14 protein-coding genes and 2 riboswitches are annotated in these 15432 nt (G+C 37.9%); of the genes, 13 read left to right on the plus strand and 1 reads right to left on the minus strand.

What is annotated here, in order from left to right:
• Positions 1-68: 68 nt before the first annotated feature.
• From B8967_RS18355 to B8967_RS18410, 12 genes are all read left to right on the plus strand, one after another.
• Entirely contained in the window at positions 69-782 is a 714-nt protein-coding gene (locus tag B8967_RS18355) for a Crp/Fnr family transcriptional regulator (protein ID WP_034692595.1), read from the plus strand.
• A gap of 62 nt (positions 783-844) precedes the next feature.
• Positions 845-1660, plus strand: coding sequence for a 3-methyl-2-oxobutanoate hydroxymethyltransferase (panB, locus tag B8967_RS18360; RefSeq protein ID WP_047491717.1), 816 nt, complete (start codon positions 845-847; stop codon positions 1658-1660).
• A gap of 3 nt (positions 1661-1663) precedes the next feature.
• Complete coding sequence (locus B8967_RS18365) at positions 1664-1981, plus strand: hypothetical protein (protein ID WP_047491714.1); 318 nt, start codon at positions 1664-1666, stop codon at positions 1979-1981.
• 8 nt (positions 1982-1989) lie between these two features.
• A complete protein-coding gene (locus B8967_RS18370) occupies positions 1990-2670 on the plus strand; it encodes an RluA family pseudouridine synthase (RefSeq protein ID WP_084087040.1) in 681 nt (226 codons plus the stop codon).
• 15 nt (positions 2671-2685) lie between these two features.
• Positions 2686-3522 (plus strand): hypothetical protein, encoded by an 837-nt coding sequence (locus B8967_RS18375; RefSeq protein ID WP_143330554.1) that lies wholly within the window; start codon positions 2686-2688, stop codon positions 3520-3522.
• A 100-nt stretch (positions 3523-3622) separates the two neighbouring features.
• Positions 3623-3720: riboswitch (TPP riboswitch) on the plus strand.
• Positions 3721-3777: 57 nt separating this feature from the next.
• The gene (thiS, locus tag B8967_RS18380; protein WP_047491705.1) at positions 3778-3984 is read left to right on the plus strand and encodes a sulfur carrier protein ThiS; all 207 of its coding nucleotides are present in this window, start codon (positions 3778-3780) and stop codon (positions 3982-3984) included.
• A 24-nt stretch (positions 3985-4008) separates the two neighbouring features.
• Positions 4009-5820, plus strand: a complete 1812-nt coding sequence (gene thiC, locus B8967_RS18385; protein ID WP_084087042.1) for a phosphomethylpyrimidine synthase ThiC — start codon at positions 4009-4011, stop codon at positions 5818-5820.
• Positions 5817-6404 (plus strand): thiamine phosphate synthase, encoded by a 588-nt coding sequence (locus tag B8967_RS18390; RefSeq protein ID WP_084087043.1) that lies wholly within the window; start codon positions 5817-5819, stop codon positions 6402-6404. The genes thiC and B8967_RS18390 overlap by 4 nt, the downstream gene beginning before the upstream one ends.
• 40 nt (positions 6405-6444) lie before the next feature.
• Entirely contained in the window at positions 6445-7071 is a 627-nt protein-coding gene (locus B8967_RS18395; protein ID WP_084087045.1) for a thiamine phosphate synthase, read from the plus strand.
• A 71-nt stretch (positions 7072-7142) separates the two neighbouring features.
• A complete protein-coding gene (locus B8967_RS18400; RefSeq protein WP_047491694.1) occupies positions 7143-7919 on the plus strand; it encodes a thiazole synthase in 777 nt (258 codons plus the stop codon).
• Positions 7920-7928: 9 nt separating this feature from the next.
• Positions 7929-9047, plus strand: coding sequence for a 2-iminoacetate synthase ThiH (thiH, locus tag B8967_RS18405; RefSeq protein ID WP_084087047.1), 1119 nt, complete (start codon positions 7929-7931; stop codon positions 9045-9047).
• A 25-nt stretch (positions 9048-9072) separates the two neighbouring features.
• Positions 9073-9783 (plus strand): HesA/MoeB/ThiF family protein, encoded by a 711-nt coding sequence (locus tag B8967_RS18410; protein ID WP_084087049.1) that lies wholly within the window; start codon positions 9073-9075, stop codon positions 9781-9783.
• A gap of 167 nt (positions 9784-9950) precedes the next feature.
• On the opposite strand, the gene B8967_RS18415 is transcribed toward B8967_RS18410, so the two are convergent.
• A complete protein-coding gene (locus B8967_RS18415) occupies positions 9951-12167 on the minus strand; it encodes an outer membrane beta-barrel family protein (protein WP_084087051.1) in 2217 nt (738 codons plus the stop codon).
• Between the two features lie 120 nt (positions 12168-12287).
• A riboswitch (SAM-I-IV-variant riboswitch) is annotated at positions 12288-12385 on the plus strand.
• 291 nt (positions 12386-12676) lie between these two features.
• Between B8967_RS18415 and B8967_RS18420 the strand changes: the two genes are divergently transcribed.
• Complete coding sequence (locus B8967_RS18420) at positions 12677-15421, plus strand: TonB-dependent receptor plug domain-containing protein (RefSeq protein WP_084087053.1); 2745 nt, start codon at positions 12677-12679, stop codon at positions 15419-15421.
• Positions 15422-15432 lie beyond the last annotated feature (11 nt).

Consider the following 15432-nt stretch of genomic DNA (forward strand, 5'->3'; position numbering starts at 1 on the left):
AAAATTATAACAATTTTTTTTGTTTATCGTGTTAAAAAGTTCTATTTTTGTGATAAATATCATATAAAATGCCGCAGGAACAACAGATAGCAATTGAAGAGAGGTTCGCCAGAGTTTTTAATGATAAATCATTTAAGGAAAGACTTTCTAGCGCAGATTTTGAAAAATATATTAATGGCAAAAAGAAATTAAGTTTTCAAAAACATGACACTATTTTTGAGGATGGAGAAACTCCAAAAGGAGTATTCGTCCTGGAAAAAGGTGCGGCCAAATTATCAAAATCAGGAGCATTCGGAAAAGATCAGATTTTAAGATTTATCAAAGAAGGGGATATCATCGGCTATCGTTCTTTGCTTTGTGGAGAAAACTTCCAAGCCAAAGCCGAAGCAATGACAGATATTGAATGTGTTTTTCTACCTGCAGATATCTTTATGTATCTCTTAGAGGTAGATCCACAGCTTTCTTTTGTCATGCTTCAAAAAATTTCATACGAATTAGGAGAATCTTCTAACACCATTACATTCCTTGCACAGAAAACCGTAAGAGAAAGATTGGCTGAAATACTGCTGCTTCTGGAGCAGAAGCTGGGAGTAGATCCGGAAGGCTTTATTAAGATTTCCCTGACAAGAGAAGAAATTGCCAATATTATTGGTACTGCTACAGAAAGTGCCATTCGTCTGATCTCAGAATTCAAACAGGATAGCCTGATTGAAGTAGACGGAAGAAATATCAAGATTTTAAATCACGACAAACTCATGAAACTCGGTCACGTAGTTTTATAAAAATCATACAAAATCTAAGTCGGCTGAAGGCCGACTTTTTAACTTTTAAAAATAGATAAATTATGTCTGTTCACTCTGAAATTAAAAAAGTTACGACTGAAACCTTGCGTAAAATGAAATTCGACAAGGAAAAAATAACAATGCTTACAGCCTATGACTTTACCACGGCAAAGATGGTAGATGCTGGCGGTGTAGATGCTATTTTGATTGGAGATTCTGCAGCAAATGTGATGGCTGGTTTTGAAACCACATTACCTATTACCCTGGATCAGATGATTTATCACGCTCAAAGTGTGGTAAGAGGAACTGATAGAGCGTTGGTCATTGCGGATCTGCCTTTCGGAACTTATCAGAGTAACCCTGAAAAAGCATTGGAATCTGCAGTAAGAATGATGAAGGAAGGAGGAGCCCATGCCGTGAAAATTGAAGGGGGAAAAGAAATTTCTAAATCGATAAAGAAAATTGTGAACGCAGGAATTCCTGTAATGGGACATTTGGGATTAACTCCACAATCTATTTATAAATTCGGAACCTATAAAGTAAGAGCAAAAGATGAAGCAGAAGCAGAGAAACTGATTGCTGATGCACAGCTTTTGGAAGAACTGGGATGTTTTTCTGTAGTCTTAGAGAAAATTCCTGCTGATCTGGCTAAAAGAGTAACGGAAAGTATTTCTATCCCTACTATTGGAATTGGCGCCGGAGCTGACTGTGACGGACAGGTTTTGGTCTATCATGATATGGTGGGAATGAATAAAGGATTCAGTCCGAAATTCTTAAGAAGATACCTTGATCTTTATACTGAAATAACAGGAGCTGTTGCTCAATACGTGAAAGATGTAAAGACTGTAGAATTTCCAAACGAAAACGAAAGCTATTAATTTATGCAAAATCAACAACAATCTATCCAGGGAATCTTATCTATCGCAGCACTTATTTGTCTTGCTATAGGCTGGTTTAATCTTTTTTCTCCGGAAATAAATCACCTGCTTTCCCGAAAAGTTTTTTATGTACTGATAGGTGCCAGTTTCTTTATCCAGGCCCCATTGCTTACCAATAAAAACTTTGTCTATGCCATGTATGCTGCGGCAGGAATTTGTGTTATCGGAGCCTTTCTACCTGAAGATTCAAAACTTTCAGCACTTAAAACCATTGGCCTTTTGGGGGGGATTATTCTTTCGCTGTCCAATAGAAGAAGATAGACTGAAGAATTATGAAGGAGCAGATTGTATATGAAGATAACCATCTTCTGGTGGTTAACAAAAAAGTCGGTCAACTTGTACAAGGAGATAAAACCGGCGATGAATCACTATTAGAATCTATAAAGAATTTTATAAAAATAAGAGATGCTAAGCCGGGGAATGTTTTTCTCGGCTTGGTTCATCGTATAGACCGTCCTACTTCAGGCTTGGTAATCTATGCTAAAACTTCCAAAGCACTTTCCCGCCTGACTCAAATGGTCAAAAACCGTGAGGTTAAAAAGACGTATTGGGCTGTGGTAGGAAAAGAAATGATTCCACAAAGCCAGAGGCTGGTTCATTACTTAAAGAAAAATGAAAAAAACAATAAAGCTATTGTTTTTCCAAAAGTGACAGAAGGAGCTAAAGAAGCGATTTTAACCTATCATGTTATTAAAACACTTGATAATTATATACTTCTTGAAATTGATCTGGAAACAGGCAGACATCATCAGATCCGTGCCCAATTATCTAAAACGGGAATTCCCATCAAAGGAGATCTTAAATATGGGGCACCCCGTTCCAATCCTGACGGAGGAATTAACCTTCATGCAAGAAAATTGGAGTTCATTCATCCGGTAACCAAAGAAAAGATCGAAATTACAGCACCGGTTCCGCAAAATGATGCAATCTGGAGAGCTTGTGAGGCGTAAAAAAAACTAAAATACATGAAAATTCAATTATTGTGCTTTGCCATATTAATGGCTTTTGCATCTTGTTCTAGTAACAATGATGAAATATTGACAGAAAATCCACAGCAAAGAACTGTGGATCGCCCTAATAAAATATCCTGGAACTTTCCGGTTTTATCACCTAATGGGGTGGGAAATATGACAGACCCTAATATCTATTTTGAATATGATTCTCAGGGAAGGGTTGTTAAAAAAGTGGGAGGTTTTATATTTATTGATCCTAATACAGGATATAACCCTACACATTTTTCTAAAGACATTTATACCAGTGTTTCCTATAATGGGAATATAATTTCTATTTCTACATTCAGCAGTAGTCCTGACTATATTGTCCCAATCAATAAAAGAACATTTGAAGTTGACAATCAGGGAAGAATAATGAAATCTATTATTCCTTCAGTAGATAATCCGTATTTTGATAAACATCTGAATTATAGTTATGATTCATCTGGAAAACTCATTGAAATTTTAACAACGTTTCCAAACATGCCTTATGATCCGACTGATCCTGATGACTTTATTTGGACGATAGCTAAAAGATTTACTTATGATAATATAGGGAATCTGAAAAAATCTGTTGAAGTAGAAAGGCATAATAACGTTGATTTTCACATAGAAAATACAGTAGAGTTCAGTAATTTTGATACAGCCCCCAATCCTTTTAAAAAGCTGCAGATTTTTGAAGAATACTTTTATTTTTCACTATCAAAAAATAACTTTCAGAAAGAGGTAAAACTATATAACAGTGGAATTGGAGAATCAAAATGGGTGAATCAGTATGACTCTAATGGAAATGTAAAACTTTACTATTAAAAATAATTAGTACAGATAAATAGGCCATCTCAATTTTGAGGTGGTTTTTTGTTTAAGGAAAATTCAATTTTGCCCGTTCTGAAAAAATACCTACCTTCGTCCCAGACTTTAGGGGTGTCTGTTGACCAACAGACTGAGACTTTACCCTTTGAACCTGATCTGGATTATACCAGCGTAGGGAAAAGCAGATGACTTTTGCTGTGCATTCTATTGTACAATAATGGCCATTCCTAAAGTATATTTAAATTATTAGGAATGGAACTTATAATCAACCACACCCGAAAAACATTTGATATACTTCCCGATAATCTGGAAGCATTATTGGCTATGGAACTCCCCGGAAAGAAAAAAGGGATTGCTGTAGCTGTAAACAACCGTATTATTCCACTGTCCGCCTGGGCAGAGACATTTCTCAAAGATCAAGATTCAGTTTTAATCATTACTGCCACTCAAGGCGGCTAATTTTCATATTTAATACCAATATTTATGGCTCATTCAATTACGTGTTCACCATTTCCGAACTCAAAGAAAATCTATGTTGAAGGAACAATACATCCTATCAATGTAGCAATGCGTGAAATAGCACTTAGTCCTACCAAGCTTACCAAAGGAGGCTTTGAAGACAATGCTCCTGTAACGGTTTACGATACTTCAGGTCCTTATACGGATGTCAATGCAGAAATTGATATTCAAAAAGGGCTTCCGAGAATAAGAGAACAATGGATTTTAGACAGAAAAGATGTAAACATCCTAAGTGGAATATCATCTGAATACGGAAAAGCCCGTTTAGCAGATCCACGTCTTGATGAACTGCGTTTTTCTTATGATCACAGACCCAAAGTTGCCCAGGAAGGTAAGGAACTTACCCAGCTGTATTATGCAAAACAGGGAATCATCACCGCTGAAATGGAGTATGTGGCGATTAGAGAGAACCAACGTATTGAACAGCTTGGAACGGTTTCAAAAGAGATGGCTTTTCAGCATACCGGAAACAGTTTTGGCGCAAATACTCCGAAAGGTAAAATCACTCCGGAATTTGTAAGAGATGAAATTGCAGCAGGAAGAGCTATTATTCCCAATAATATCAATCACCCGGAAAGCGAACCCATGATCATTGGGAGGAATTTTTTGGTAAAGATTAATGCGAATATAGGAAACAGTGCTGTTTCTTCCAGCATAGATGAAGAGGTAGAGAAAGCAGTATGGGCCTGCCGATGGGGAGCTGATACCATCATGGACCTCTCCACAGGAAAGAATATCCATGAAACAAGAGAATGGATTATCAGAAACAGCCCGGTGCCTATCGGTACAGTTCCTATTTATCAGGCATTGGAAAAAGTAAAAGGAGTGCCTGAAGACCTTACATGGGAAGTTTTTAAAGATACTCTGATCGAGCAGGCAGAACAGGGAGTTTCTTATTTTACCATTCATGCTGGAGTTTTATTAAGGTATATTCATTTGACAGTCAATAGAGTAACGGGAATTGTGTCCAGGGGAGGTTCTATCATGGCTAAATGGTGCCTTTTCCATCATAAAGAAAACTTTTTATATACCCATTTTGAAGAGATTTGTGAGATCATGAAGAAGTATGATGTCGCTTTTTCTCTTGGGGATGGTCTTCGTCCCGGATCCATAGCGGATGCTAATGATGCCGCACAATTTGCTGAACTGGAAACTTTAGGAGAGCTGACAAAAATTGCATGGAAACATAATGTACAGGTAATGATTGAAGGTCCCGGCCACGTTCCAATGCATATGATTAAAGAAAATATGGATAAACAGCTGGAAGAATGCCATGAAGCTCCATTTTATACATTAGGCCCTTTGACAACGGATATCGCACCGGGTTATGATCATATTACTTCAGGAATTGGAGCCGCAATGATTGGATGGTTCGGATGTGCCATGCTTTGTTATGTAACTCCAAAAGAACACTTAGGTCTTCCGAATAAAAAAGACGTTAAAGATGGGGTAATCACTTATAAACTGGCTGCGCATGCTGCAGATCTGGCAAAAGGACATCCCGGATCACAATACAGGGATAATGCATTAAGTAAAGCCAGGTTTGAATTCAGATGGGAAGATCAGTTTAATCTTTCGCTGGACCCGGATACGGCAAGAGCTTATCATGATGAGACTCTTCCTGCAGAAGGAGCAAAAATTGCCCACTTCTGTTCTATGTGCGGACCAAAATTCTGTTCTATGAAAATCACTCAGGAAATCAGGGAATCCGCAGAACAAGGAATGCTGGACAAGTCTCAGGAATTTATCGAAAAAGGGAAGGAAATTTATATATGATCCTTGTGATTACTCCTGAACAGAAGTTTCCCAATGAAACTGAGATTATTAATCAGATGTTTCAGGAAGGTCTGGATTTACTTCATATCAGAAAACCCGGGATCAGCAAAAGTGAATTGACTGCTTTTATCAGCAATATTGATCAGTCTTTTTATCCTCAATTGGTTTTGCATACGCATTATGGGCTTGGAGAAGAATATAATATATCACGGTTTCATTATAGGGAAGCTGATCGGGAAGAAAAGAAATACAAACCTGTGGTGGAAGAGCATACAATATCAACCTCAGTACATGATATCAGAGTATATAACAGGTTAGAAAAAGAATGGGAATATGCTTTCATAAGCCCATTCTTTCCAAGTATTTCTAAAAAAGGATATGGTGAAAATACAACCGTTATGGAGGATATAAACTCCCGGAATAATGAGCATGTAAAACTGATTGCTTTAGGAGGCATTGATGCGGAGAATATTCAGAACGTTTTTGATGCCGGTGCAGATGGAGCTGCTTTGCTTGGCGGTATCTGGGAGCGTAAAGAACCATTAGAAGCTTTTATGAAATGCAGAAAAAAAGTCTTTTTATAATTAAAAAACGGATCCCTCTTTAGCGGGATACTTACTACCTATGGAAAAATTACAATACATATCACAGGGAAATACAAAAGAAGAGCAGGAGCTAAATATCAGGAAAGCTTTAGACCATGGAGTAAAATGGGTACAGGTGCGATGGAAAAATGCTCCAGAAAGAGAATTGACCGGTCTTTGTGAAATTGCAAAACAGCTATGTTCGGAATATGAGGCGGTCTCTATTATTAATGATAATGTGCAGCTAGCAAAGGAGATTGATGCAGATGGTGTTCATTTGGGATTGAATGACGGATCTGTTAAAGAAGCAAGACTGTTTTTGGGAGAGCATAAAATAATCGGGGGGACGGCAAATACAATAGCTGATGTTCTTCAAAGGATGCATGAGCCGTGTAACTATATTGGTTTAGGACCATTAAGGTTTACAGCTACCAAAGAAAAACTGAGCCCTGTTCTGGGCTTTGAAGGATATCAGAAGATCATTGATCACCTGAAAGAAAGATCCTTAGAGATTCCTAAAATATTTGCCATTGGAAGTGTTACCCTTGAAGATATTGTGCCATTACAGCAAATCGGGATTTATGGGATTTCCGTTTCAGGAAAGATCACAAAACAACCATCTATTATTAACACATTAAAAAAGGCAATGATATACAATTGCCAGTAACGAAACTTTTAGACAAGTAAAGAAAAGTCTAAAATAAAGACTGTACTTCTTGGGAAAAATAAATAGAGAATATGAATAATCAAAAATTGATAATAGCAGACAGGACCTTTGAATCAAGATTGTTTTTAGGAACAGGAAAATTCGGAAGTCTTAGAGATATGACATCATCTGTTGTCGCTTCAGGAACAGATATGGTGACCATGGCATTGAAAAGAATTGACGCGCAGTCGGCAGAAGACGATTTGCTTGAGTCATTAAGAGAAACCCATGTTCATCTCCTTCCTAATACTTCAGGGGCCAGAACGGCAAAAGAGGCCGTATTAGCAGCCCAATTAGCGAGAGAAGCACTGGAGACCAATTGGGTGAAACTGGAAATTCATCCTGATCCCAAATATTTGCTGCCTGATCCTATTGAAACCTTGTACGCTACGGAAGAGCTTGCAAAACTGGGATTTATAGTGATGCCTTATATCCATGCAGATCCCGTTTTATGTAAACGTCTTGAAGATGCCGGAACGGCCGTGGTTATGCCTTTAGGAGCACCTATCGGAACCAATAAAGGGTTAAGAACATTAGATTTTTTAGAAATTATCATCAGCCAAAGTAATGTACCCGTTGTTGTAGATGCAGGAATAGGAGCACCTTCTGACGCTGCAAAAGCAATGGAAATGGGGGCAGATGCCGTTCTTGTGAACACGGCTATTGCTGTAGCAAGAAATCCGGTTAATATGGCAGTTGCATTTAAAGAAGGGGTTATTGCCGGAAGAAGAGCCTTTGAATCCGGATTGGGAGCAATTGCCGATCATGCAGAAGCATCAAGTCCTCTTACTTCCTTTTTATTTGAATAAAATCATGATATGAAAAGCTTTAAAGATGTTTTTGAACAATTTCAATGGGATGAGGTAAAGAATAAGCTTGAAAAAGTAAGTCTGTCTGATGTTCAAATCAGCCTTCAGAAAAAAAATAAAACCCTTGAAGACTTTCTGAACCTGCTTTCTCCGGCTGCCGCTTCAGAATTGGAACAGATGGCGAGAATGACACAGGTGCTAACCCAAAAACGTTTTGGGAAAACCATTCAGTTATATGCGCCCCTGTATCTCAGCAATGAATGTCAGAATATCTGTACCTATTGCGGCTTCAGCCTGGATAATAACTTAAAGAGGAAAACACTATCCGATACAGAACTCATGGTAGAGGCTTCGGTACTGAAGTCTATGGAAGTGAATCATATATTGCTGGTAAGTGGAGAAGCTAACAAAATAGTGGGGGTTCCTTATTTTCAGAATGCGGTCCGTTTATTAAGACCACATTTTTCCAATATTTCCATCGAAGTACAGCCTTTAGCAGAAGAGGAATATAAACTTTTGCATGAAGAGGGAGTCCATTCGGTATTGGTATATCAGGAAACTTATCATCAGGAAGTATACAAAGAATACCATCCGAAAGGAAAGAAATCCAATTTTGATTTTCGTCTGGATACCCCGGATAGAATAGGGAGGTCAGGTATTCATAAAATAGGACTGGGAGTACTGCTAGGGCTGGAAGATTGGCGGGTAGACAGTTTTTTCAATGCATTGCACATAGATTATCTTCAGAAGCAGTACTGGAAAAGTAAATTTTCAGTTTCATTTCCCAGACTGAGACCCGCAGAGGGAATTATTGAACCCAATTTTATAATGGAAGATAAAGATCTGCTTCAACTGATCTGTGCCTACAGAATATGGAATGAAGACCTTGAAATCTCAATCTCTACCAGGGAAAATGAAGTTTTCAGAAATAATATTGTGTCTCTGGGAGCTACCGCGATGAGTGCAGGATCCAAAACCAATCCCGGAGGATATTCTGTGGACAAAGAATCTTTGGAACAGTTTGAAACCAGTGATGAACGGAGTATGGAGGAGATCAGGAATATGATTAGAAAATCAGGCTATGATCCTGTCATGAAAGATTGGGATTCCATATATAGCGGTGTTTAAATGGTAAATATGTTAATGACCAACGATGAAAAACGAAGATACATTTGCGAGGTATAGCCGTCAGATCTTTATTGAGGAAATAGGACTGGAAGGACAGAAGAAAATAATGGCTTCAAAAGTTCTTGTCATAGGAGCGGGAGGTCTGGGAAGTCCCATTATCCAATATTTGGCTGCCGCTGGAGTAGGTAGTTTAGCTGTGATGGATTTTGATCATCTGGAGCTTCATAACCTAAACCGGCAGGTAATCCATAATGAAAATAATATGGGAATGCCTAAAGTAAAAAGCGCAGAAATATTTGTGAAAAACCTTAATCATCAGGTAGCGTTTATGGGGATCAACGAGAAAATTAATGCTTCAAATGCAGAACATGTGCTGTCCCAATATGATGTAGTAGTAGATGGTTCTGATAATTTCTCAACAAGATATCTGGTGAATGATACCTGTGTAAAGCTGGGAAAAACATTGGTCTATGGAAGTATTCTTGGATTCTCAGGACAGCTGGCGGTATTCAATCATAAAGGAAGCAAAAACCTGCGCGATCTGTTTCCGGAACCTCCTTTTGATGAAGATATGCCGGATTGTGACAGCCTTGGAGTGTTGGGTGCTTTACCGGGAATCGTTGGAAGTATGATGGCTCTTCAGGTTCTGAAAATAATCAGCGGGCTTCCCGTGAATCTGAACCAGCTAACACTCATTGATACATTGGATTGGAGGTTTCAAACACTGGATTTTTAGAAATGGGTCTTAGTTCATTGAGCAATAAAATATCATTTCCATTGGCTTCATTCTAAACTTAGATTTCCACAAATCTTACAGATACCTGTTGTATCACGTAAAAAGCAAAAAGTAGATAAAAAAAGACAGTGAAATAATCACTGTCTTTTAATTTTTAACAAATTTATTTATTGTCCCTGCTGCATGACACCGGTATCTTCTTTTTTAGTTTGGTTTAAGATATTGGGATCTTCTTTTGCCAGTTTGTTTCTGGTAGGAATTTTATAATTGATTGAAAAACCGAAGTTTCTTGAATCATATTTAGATCGTATCATCACCCTTTCTCCCTCAGGTGGGCTGGAATAAGCCTGCATCACCTGGCTGTTGAAAATATCATTAGCAAATATGGAAACCGTAAGGCGCTTGTCCAAAAACTTTTTAGTCAGTGTAATATTAAGGGAGTTATTGAACGGTTTGTCTGCTGTAAAATAGAAATATCCTCCTTTGGGTGTTAAATAGCTGTAATTAACATTCATATTGATTTCCTTAGGAAGGATAATTTGAGTCATCACATTAAAAATCCAGAACCCTTTATTGTTGAGGTTTTCAATGTCATGTTTCTGATATCCTGCATACAGATACATAAAGTTGATTTTATCAGGATTAAAATTAAACTTCATGATTTCACTTATCGGTTTGCTGAATATCATAAAAGGAATAGGAAGACCTACATTGAAATTGTGGATTTTCATATTAGAAATATTAATCTGCTCATTGTACAGATTTTTACCGTCTTTTCTGATAATCTGTGCTACCTGGTTGCTTGCCGAACTTACACTATAGCCGATAAATGCATAATCAAAAGCAGAAACCTTAAGCTCATAGTTATCAAAAATGGTCGGCTGAAGATTCGGGTTACCTGTTATTTGGGTATTGGGACCTGCAAATGTGGTATTGTTGGGGTTAAGAGCAGAAATACTTGGTAAACTGATTTTTCTGTTATAGTTTGCCGCAACATACACCTGATTCATCATGCTATACTGAATGCTGGCATTTGGGAAAAACTTAAACTTATTAAAAGGAATTAAATCATCCTGAACAAGCTTTTTATCTTTGTTAATGTATCTTGTTACTCCGGAAATATCATAGTTTTCAGCACGTCCTCCTAATGTAAAATCAAACTTCTTAAGTTTTGCCTGAAATTCTAAATAGGTAGATGCGGTTTGTCTTTGATATTCTAAATTAGTCAATCCAAAGCTTTTAGTATCATAATCCTGTCTTTCATATAACCCTCCTGCACTTAGCTTTCCACCATCAAGAAGTTTAATGGGTTGTGAGTAATCAACTTTGAAGTTGGCTATTCTCATATCCGATTTGTTGTTGAGAATATCATTCCCTCCTACATAGCCAAAAGGTTTCCCATTTTCTGTATAAAAACCTTCCCGAAAGAAATTATCCTGAGAAAACTTGGTATCAGACTTTGTATAGCCAAACTGAAAATCCAGCTTTTGGGACTTGTCTGCAAAACGCTTTTGATAGGTCACCACAGCTTCTTGTCTCAGGCTGTTGGTACGTGCTGCATCAAAAGCATCAAATTTAGCTTCTTTATAAACATCAGGATCCTGGCTGACAAGGAGATCAGCAAGACCATTACTTAGAGTATAGTTATCATTATTATTGTGGTAAATGTCGTAGTTAAGCAATAATCTGTCCTGCCCAAGCTCAAAGGTTACCCCTGATTTTGCAAAATATCCACGGGCATATCGGTCTGTATTTCCAGACAGAAGGTTGTCCTGCTGAGTATTAAGCATACTTTCACGATAGTTTTGGCCAACATTAAGCTGCCATCCGAAGAGTTTATTTCTGGCGTTGAGGTTAATTGAGTTAGTTACCCTGTTTCTATACTTATCATAGTTTGTGAACGTGTAATTCCCGGAATAAGTAGCTGTTAAGTATTTGTTGGCATTTTTATTCGTAACAATATTCATGATGGCTCCTCCGGAGGTTGCCGGAAATTCTGCGCCCGGTTGGGTAATCACCTCAATTTTCTCTACAGAATTGGCAGGCATGCCTTCAAGAAATGAGTTTAATTCATTAGAAGTAATGTTTAAAGGTCTTCCGTTAAGATAAACATCCAGCATTTTTCCCTGATACATCATTCCCGCGATGTCTGTAGCTACAAGTCCCGGAAGTTTTTTAATCCCTTCCAATACATTCCCGTTGTTGAGCTGAGGCTGTTCAGAGAAATCAAAAACAGTACGGTCTGCTTTTTGTTCAACTGCTTTTTTAGTTTTGGTGATCACTACACCGTCAATTTGTTTTTCTTTAGGCTGGTTATTATTTTTTTCCTGAGAAAAAATTAAAACCGAGCTTACAAGTGATAAAGCGAATACAGTTTTTTTCATAATGTTTTTTACTACTATTCCGTTAGACGCTCAAAAGGAGAATTTGTTACGATAAAATGATGGAAATTAATTTTTTATGTCAAATATTTTTTTATTTCTGAAATAATTATATCTTTGCCAGGTAATTATCAAGAATCTCTAGATGGGATAGCAACCTGCAAAAACAAGCAAGGTGCTGCAATCGATAAGCCGGATCTTCCGGAAAAAATGTTTATCATTCTATCATTTCTCCCATCTTGAATTTTTGTTTTAAAGTTAAAATCAATGTTTAAAGACACGGGAAATCTCATTACGCATGTCAATTTTTATTCCTCAGATTATGAAGACGGGCTTCATTATTCTGATATCTTCTCATGCCATTTCTACATGGGCATGTATTGTTGTTGCTAGCCTTTTCCATTTCTAAAAAATAATACTAACATTTCAAACATTTATGCTAACCTTAAAATTTAAGGTTACAGGATTTGTAGTGCTCAAAAGTAGATCCTCACAACAAAAAAATAAAACACATGTATCATTTCAATAAAAAAATCCTTATCACTTCAGCTGCCTTTATTACAACATTTTATTACGCGCAGTCTGATACAGTACAGTCCAAAAAAATAGACGATGTGGTAATCCTGGGATCACGAGGTTCCGGAAGATCATTAACTGATACTCCGGTTCCGGTAGATATCATTAATATTTCAAAAATTCTAAAACAAAGTCCTGTCAATAATATCAGTCAGGCTTTAAACTATATCGTTCCCTCATTTTCATCTACTTCACATACCGTTAATGATGGTACTGATTTCGTGGATCCTGCCCTTTTAAGAGGTTTGGGTCCGGATCAGGTTTTGGTGTTGCTAAACGGAAAAAGACGATATCAGTCTTCTTTGATTAACGTAACACTTACTCCGGGAAGAGGTTCTGTAGGAACCGACCTTAATGCAATTCCTGCTTTTGCTTTAGATAAGATAGAGGTGCTAAGGGATGGCGCTTCCGCTCAATATGGATCTGATGCCATTGCCGGTGTTGTTAACCTGGGGCTGAAAAAAAGATTGGGACTTTCCGGACAGGTATTTTTAGGAGGATATGCTTCACCTGTTGCTAATAATTTTTCGGGAGGAGTTGACGGGCAGACCATTTCTGTGGATCTTAATTACGGAGCAAAAATCGGAAAAGCCGGTTTTTTTAATATTACAACCTCCGCACAATACCGCGATCCTTATTCCAGAGCAGGTGTTCGGGAAGGAGATATTTTCAATGCTTACAACGCTGTCAATTACAGAGCTTTGCAGGATGGTGTTAATATTGATGGGCTGTATAAGAATATCAAAAACACGTCCAATACCCAGCAGATCATCAGTACCATTAAACAATATGCAACAAAAGTTGATTATTTCTCCTCCGGTTTTCAGTCTCAGATTTCCAATGCAAACAGTATTTCTGACCTTCAGGGGCTATTAGGTGGTGATTTTACCAGTCAGGAGCTTGCTTACAGGGGACTGGAAAGAAAAGACTTCAGTCTTAGAGCCGGGCAGTCTAAATTACAGTCGGCACAGCTTTTCTTTAATTCTGAAATACCGGTTAATGACGATTGGAAAGTCTATTCTTTTGGGGGATACAGCTACCGTCTTGGAAATGCTGGTGGTTTTTATCGTCTTCCAAATAACGAAAGAAACATCAATGCAGTTACTCCTAATGGATATCTGCCTCAGATTGAAGCGACAGTGAATGATTATTCCCTTGCAGCAGGAATTAAAGGAAAATGGAATGGCTGGAACGTAGATTTCAGTAATACATTTGGGAAAAATGCCTTTAGCTTTGGTGTTGTGAACACCTTTAATGCCTCTCTGACAGACTATTCTCCAAGAAGTTTTGAAGCTGGAGGATCTGAGTTTTCACAGAATACGGTCAATCTTGATTTTTCGAAGAAATATAATGTATTGCATGGCCTTAACCTCGCGTTTGGAGGAGAATACAGATATGAAAACTACAAAGTAAACGCCGGAAAGGAAAACTCTTATGCTTCTTATGATATTTTTGGGAATGTGGTTACTGCCAATACACCTGAAAATGAAAAAGTAACAGACTTTTTTGGAAATATAAGACCGGCAGGAGCTCAGGTTTTTCCTGGTTTCAGTCCTGAAAATGCTGTTTCCGGAAGTCGGAATAGTGTAGCGGCCTACGCTGATGTGGAGCTTGAAGTAACAAACAGATGGTTACTGGAAGGTGCTCTGCGCTATGAAAACTATTCAGACTTTGGATCTACATTTAATTATAAGCTGGCAACAAATGTAAAACTGGCACCCAATTTCAATTGGAGAGGTGCCGTGTCTACAGGATTTAGAGCACCCTCTTTAGCTCAGATTTATTACAGCTCTACTTCCACATTGATTCAGCAAGGGAAAACAACACAGGTAGGTACTTTCAGGAATAATTCTGAGGCAGCACAGGCTCTTGGTATTCCAAAATTAAAGCAGGAAACATCACAATCCTACAGTACGGGAATTACATGGAGAATTCCGGCATTAAGCCTGGCATTCACAGCCGATGTATATTATATAAAAATAAAAGACAGGGTAGTCCTTACGGACCTTTTCTTCCGTCCTAATGGTAGCTTTACCCCAGGTTCAGATCAGGCAGTTCTTCAGGATGCTTTTGACGTGGCAAGAGCAAGCGCTGCTAATTTTTTTGCCAATGCTGTGGATTCTCAGACAAAAGGACTAGATATTACAGTTTCTCAGACTTCGAAAATTTCATCAGGTGTTTCCCTGGAAAATAATTTGGGCATCAACCTGAACCAAACCAAAAGAATTGGAGATATCCACGCATCCCCGAAATTAGTAAGCCAGATAGATAATTATTTTTCTGAGCCGAACAGAGTCTATTTCGAAGAGGCTGTACCCCGGATAAAAGCAACATTATCCAATACCCTGAAATTATCAGACTTTAGTCTTGTACTTCGAAATTCTTTTTTCGGTAAAGTGACAGATGCAGATGTTGTGGATGCCAATTTTGATGGCATCACAGAAAGTGGGGAGCATTTTGTATTAAATAGCCGCTTTGTGACGGATCTTTCGGTGGGTTATGATTTTAATAAGAATATTTCAGCAACCATTGGAAGTAATAATCTCTTCAATATACTTCCTTCCAAAAGCCCTAATATAAGCTCATTAACGGCAGATAATCAGTTTGTTTATTCCAGACAGGTTTCTCAGTATGGTATCGGAGGACGCTTTGTGTTTGCGAGAGTAGAATTTAAATTTTAAGCAGAAGACAG

This window comes from Chryseobacterium sp. YR221, from assembly GCF_900176315.1.
In the GTDB taxonomy this organism is placed as follows: Bacteria; Bacteroidota; Bacteroidia; order Flavobacteriales; family Weeksellaceae; genus Chryseobacterium; species Chryseobacterium rhizosphaerae.

Excerpts from the sequence above, each read along its gene's own strand:
- B8967_RS18355 (WP_034692595.1), top strand. The coding sequence starts at position 69 with ATGCCGCAGGAACAACAGATAGCAATTGAAGAGAGGTTCGCCAGAGTT.
- panB (WP_047491717.1), top strand. The coding sequence starts at position 845 with ATGTCTGTTCACTCTGAAATTAAAAAAGTTACGACTGAAACCTTGCGT.
- B8967_RS18365 (WP_047491714.1), top strand. The coding sequence starts at position 1,664 with ATGCAAAATCAACAACAATCTATCCAGGGAATCTTATCTATCGCAGCA.
- B8967_RS18375 (WP_143330554.1), top strand. The coding sequence starts at position 2,686 with ATGAAAATTCAATTATTGTGCTTTGCCATATTAATGGCTTTTGCATCT.
- thiS (WP_047491705.1), top strand. The coding sequence starts at position 3,778 with ATGGAACTTATAATCAACCACACCCGAAAAACATTTGATATACTTCCC.
- thiC (WP_084087042.1), top strand. The coding sequence starts at position 4,009 with ATGGCTCATTCAATTACGTGTTCACCATTTCCGAACTCAAAGAAAATC.
- B8967_RS18390 (WP_084087043.1), top strand. The coding sequence starts at position 5,817 with ATGATCCTTGTGATTACTCCTGAACAGAAGTTTCCCAATGAAACTGAG.
- B8967_RS18395 (WP_084087045.1), top strand. The coding sequence starts at position 6,445 with ATGGAAAAATTACAATACATATCACAGGGAAATACAAAAGAAGAGCAG.
- B8967_RS18400 (WP_047491694.1), top strand. The coding sequence starts at position 7,143 with ATGAATAATCAAAAATTGATAATAGCAGACAGGACCTTTGAATCAAGA.
- thiH (WP_084087047.1), top strand. The coding sequence starts at position 7,929 with ATGAAAAGCTTTAAAGATGTTTTTGAACAATTTCAATGGGATGAGGTA.
- B8967_RS18410 (WP_084087049.1), top strand. The coding sequence starts at position 9,073 with ATGAAAAACGAAGATACATTTGCGAGGTATAGCCGTCAGATCTTTATT.
- B8967_RS18415 (WP_084087051.1), bottom strand. The coding sequence starts at position 12,167 with ATGAAAAAAACTGTATTCGCTTTATCACTTGTAAGCTCGGTTTTAATT.
- B8967_RS18420 (WP_084087053.1), top strand. The coding sequence starts at position 12,677 with ATGTATCATTTCAATAAAAAAATCCTTATCACTTCAGCTGCCTTTATT.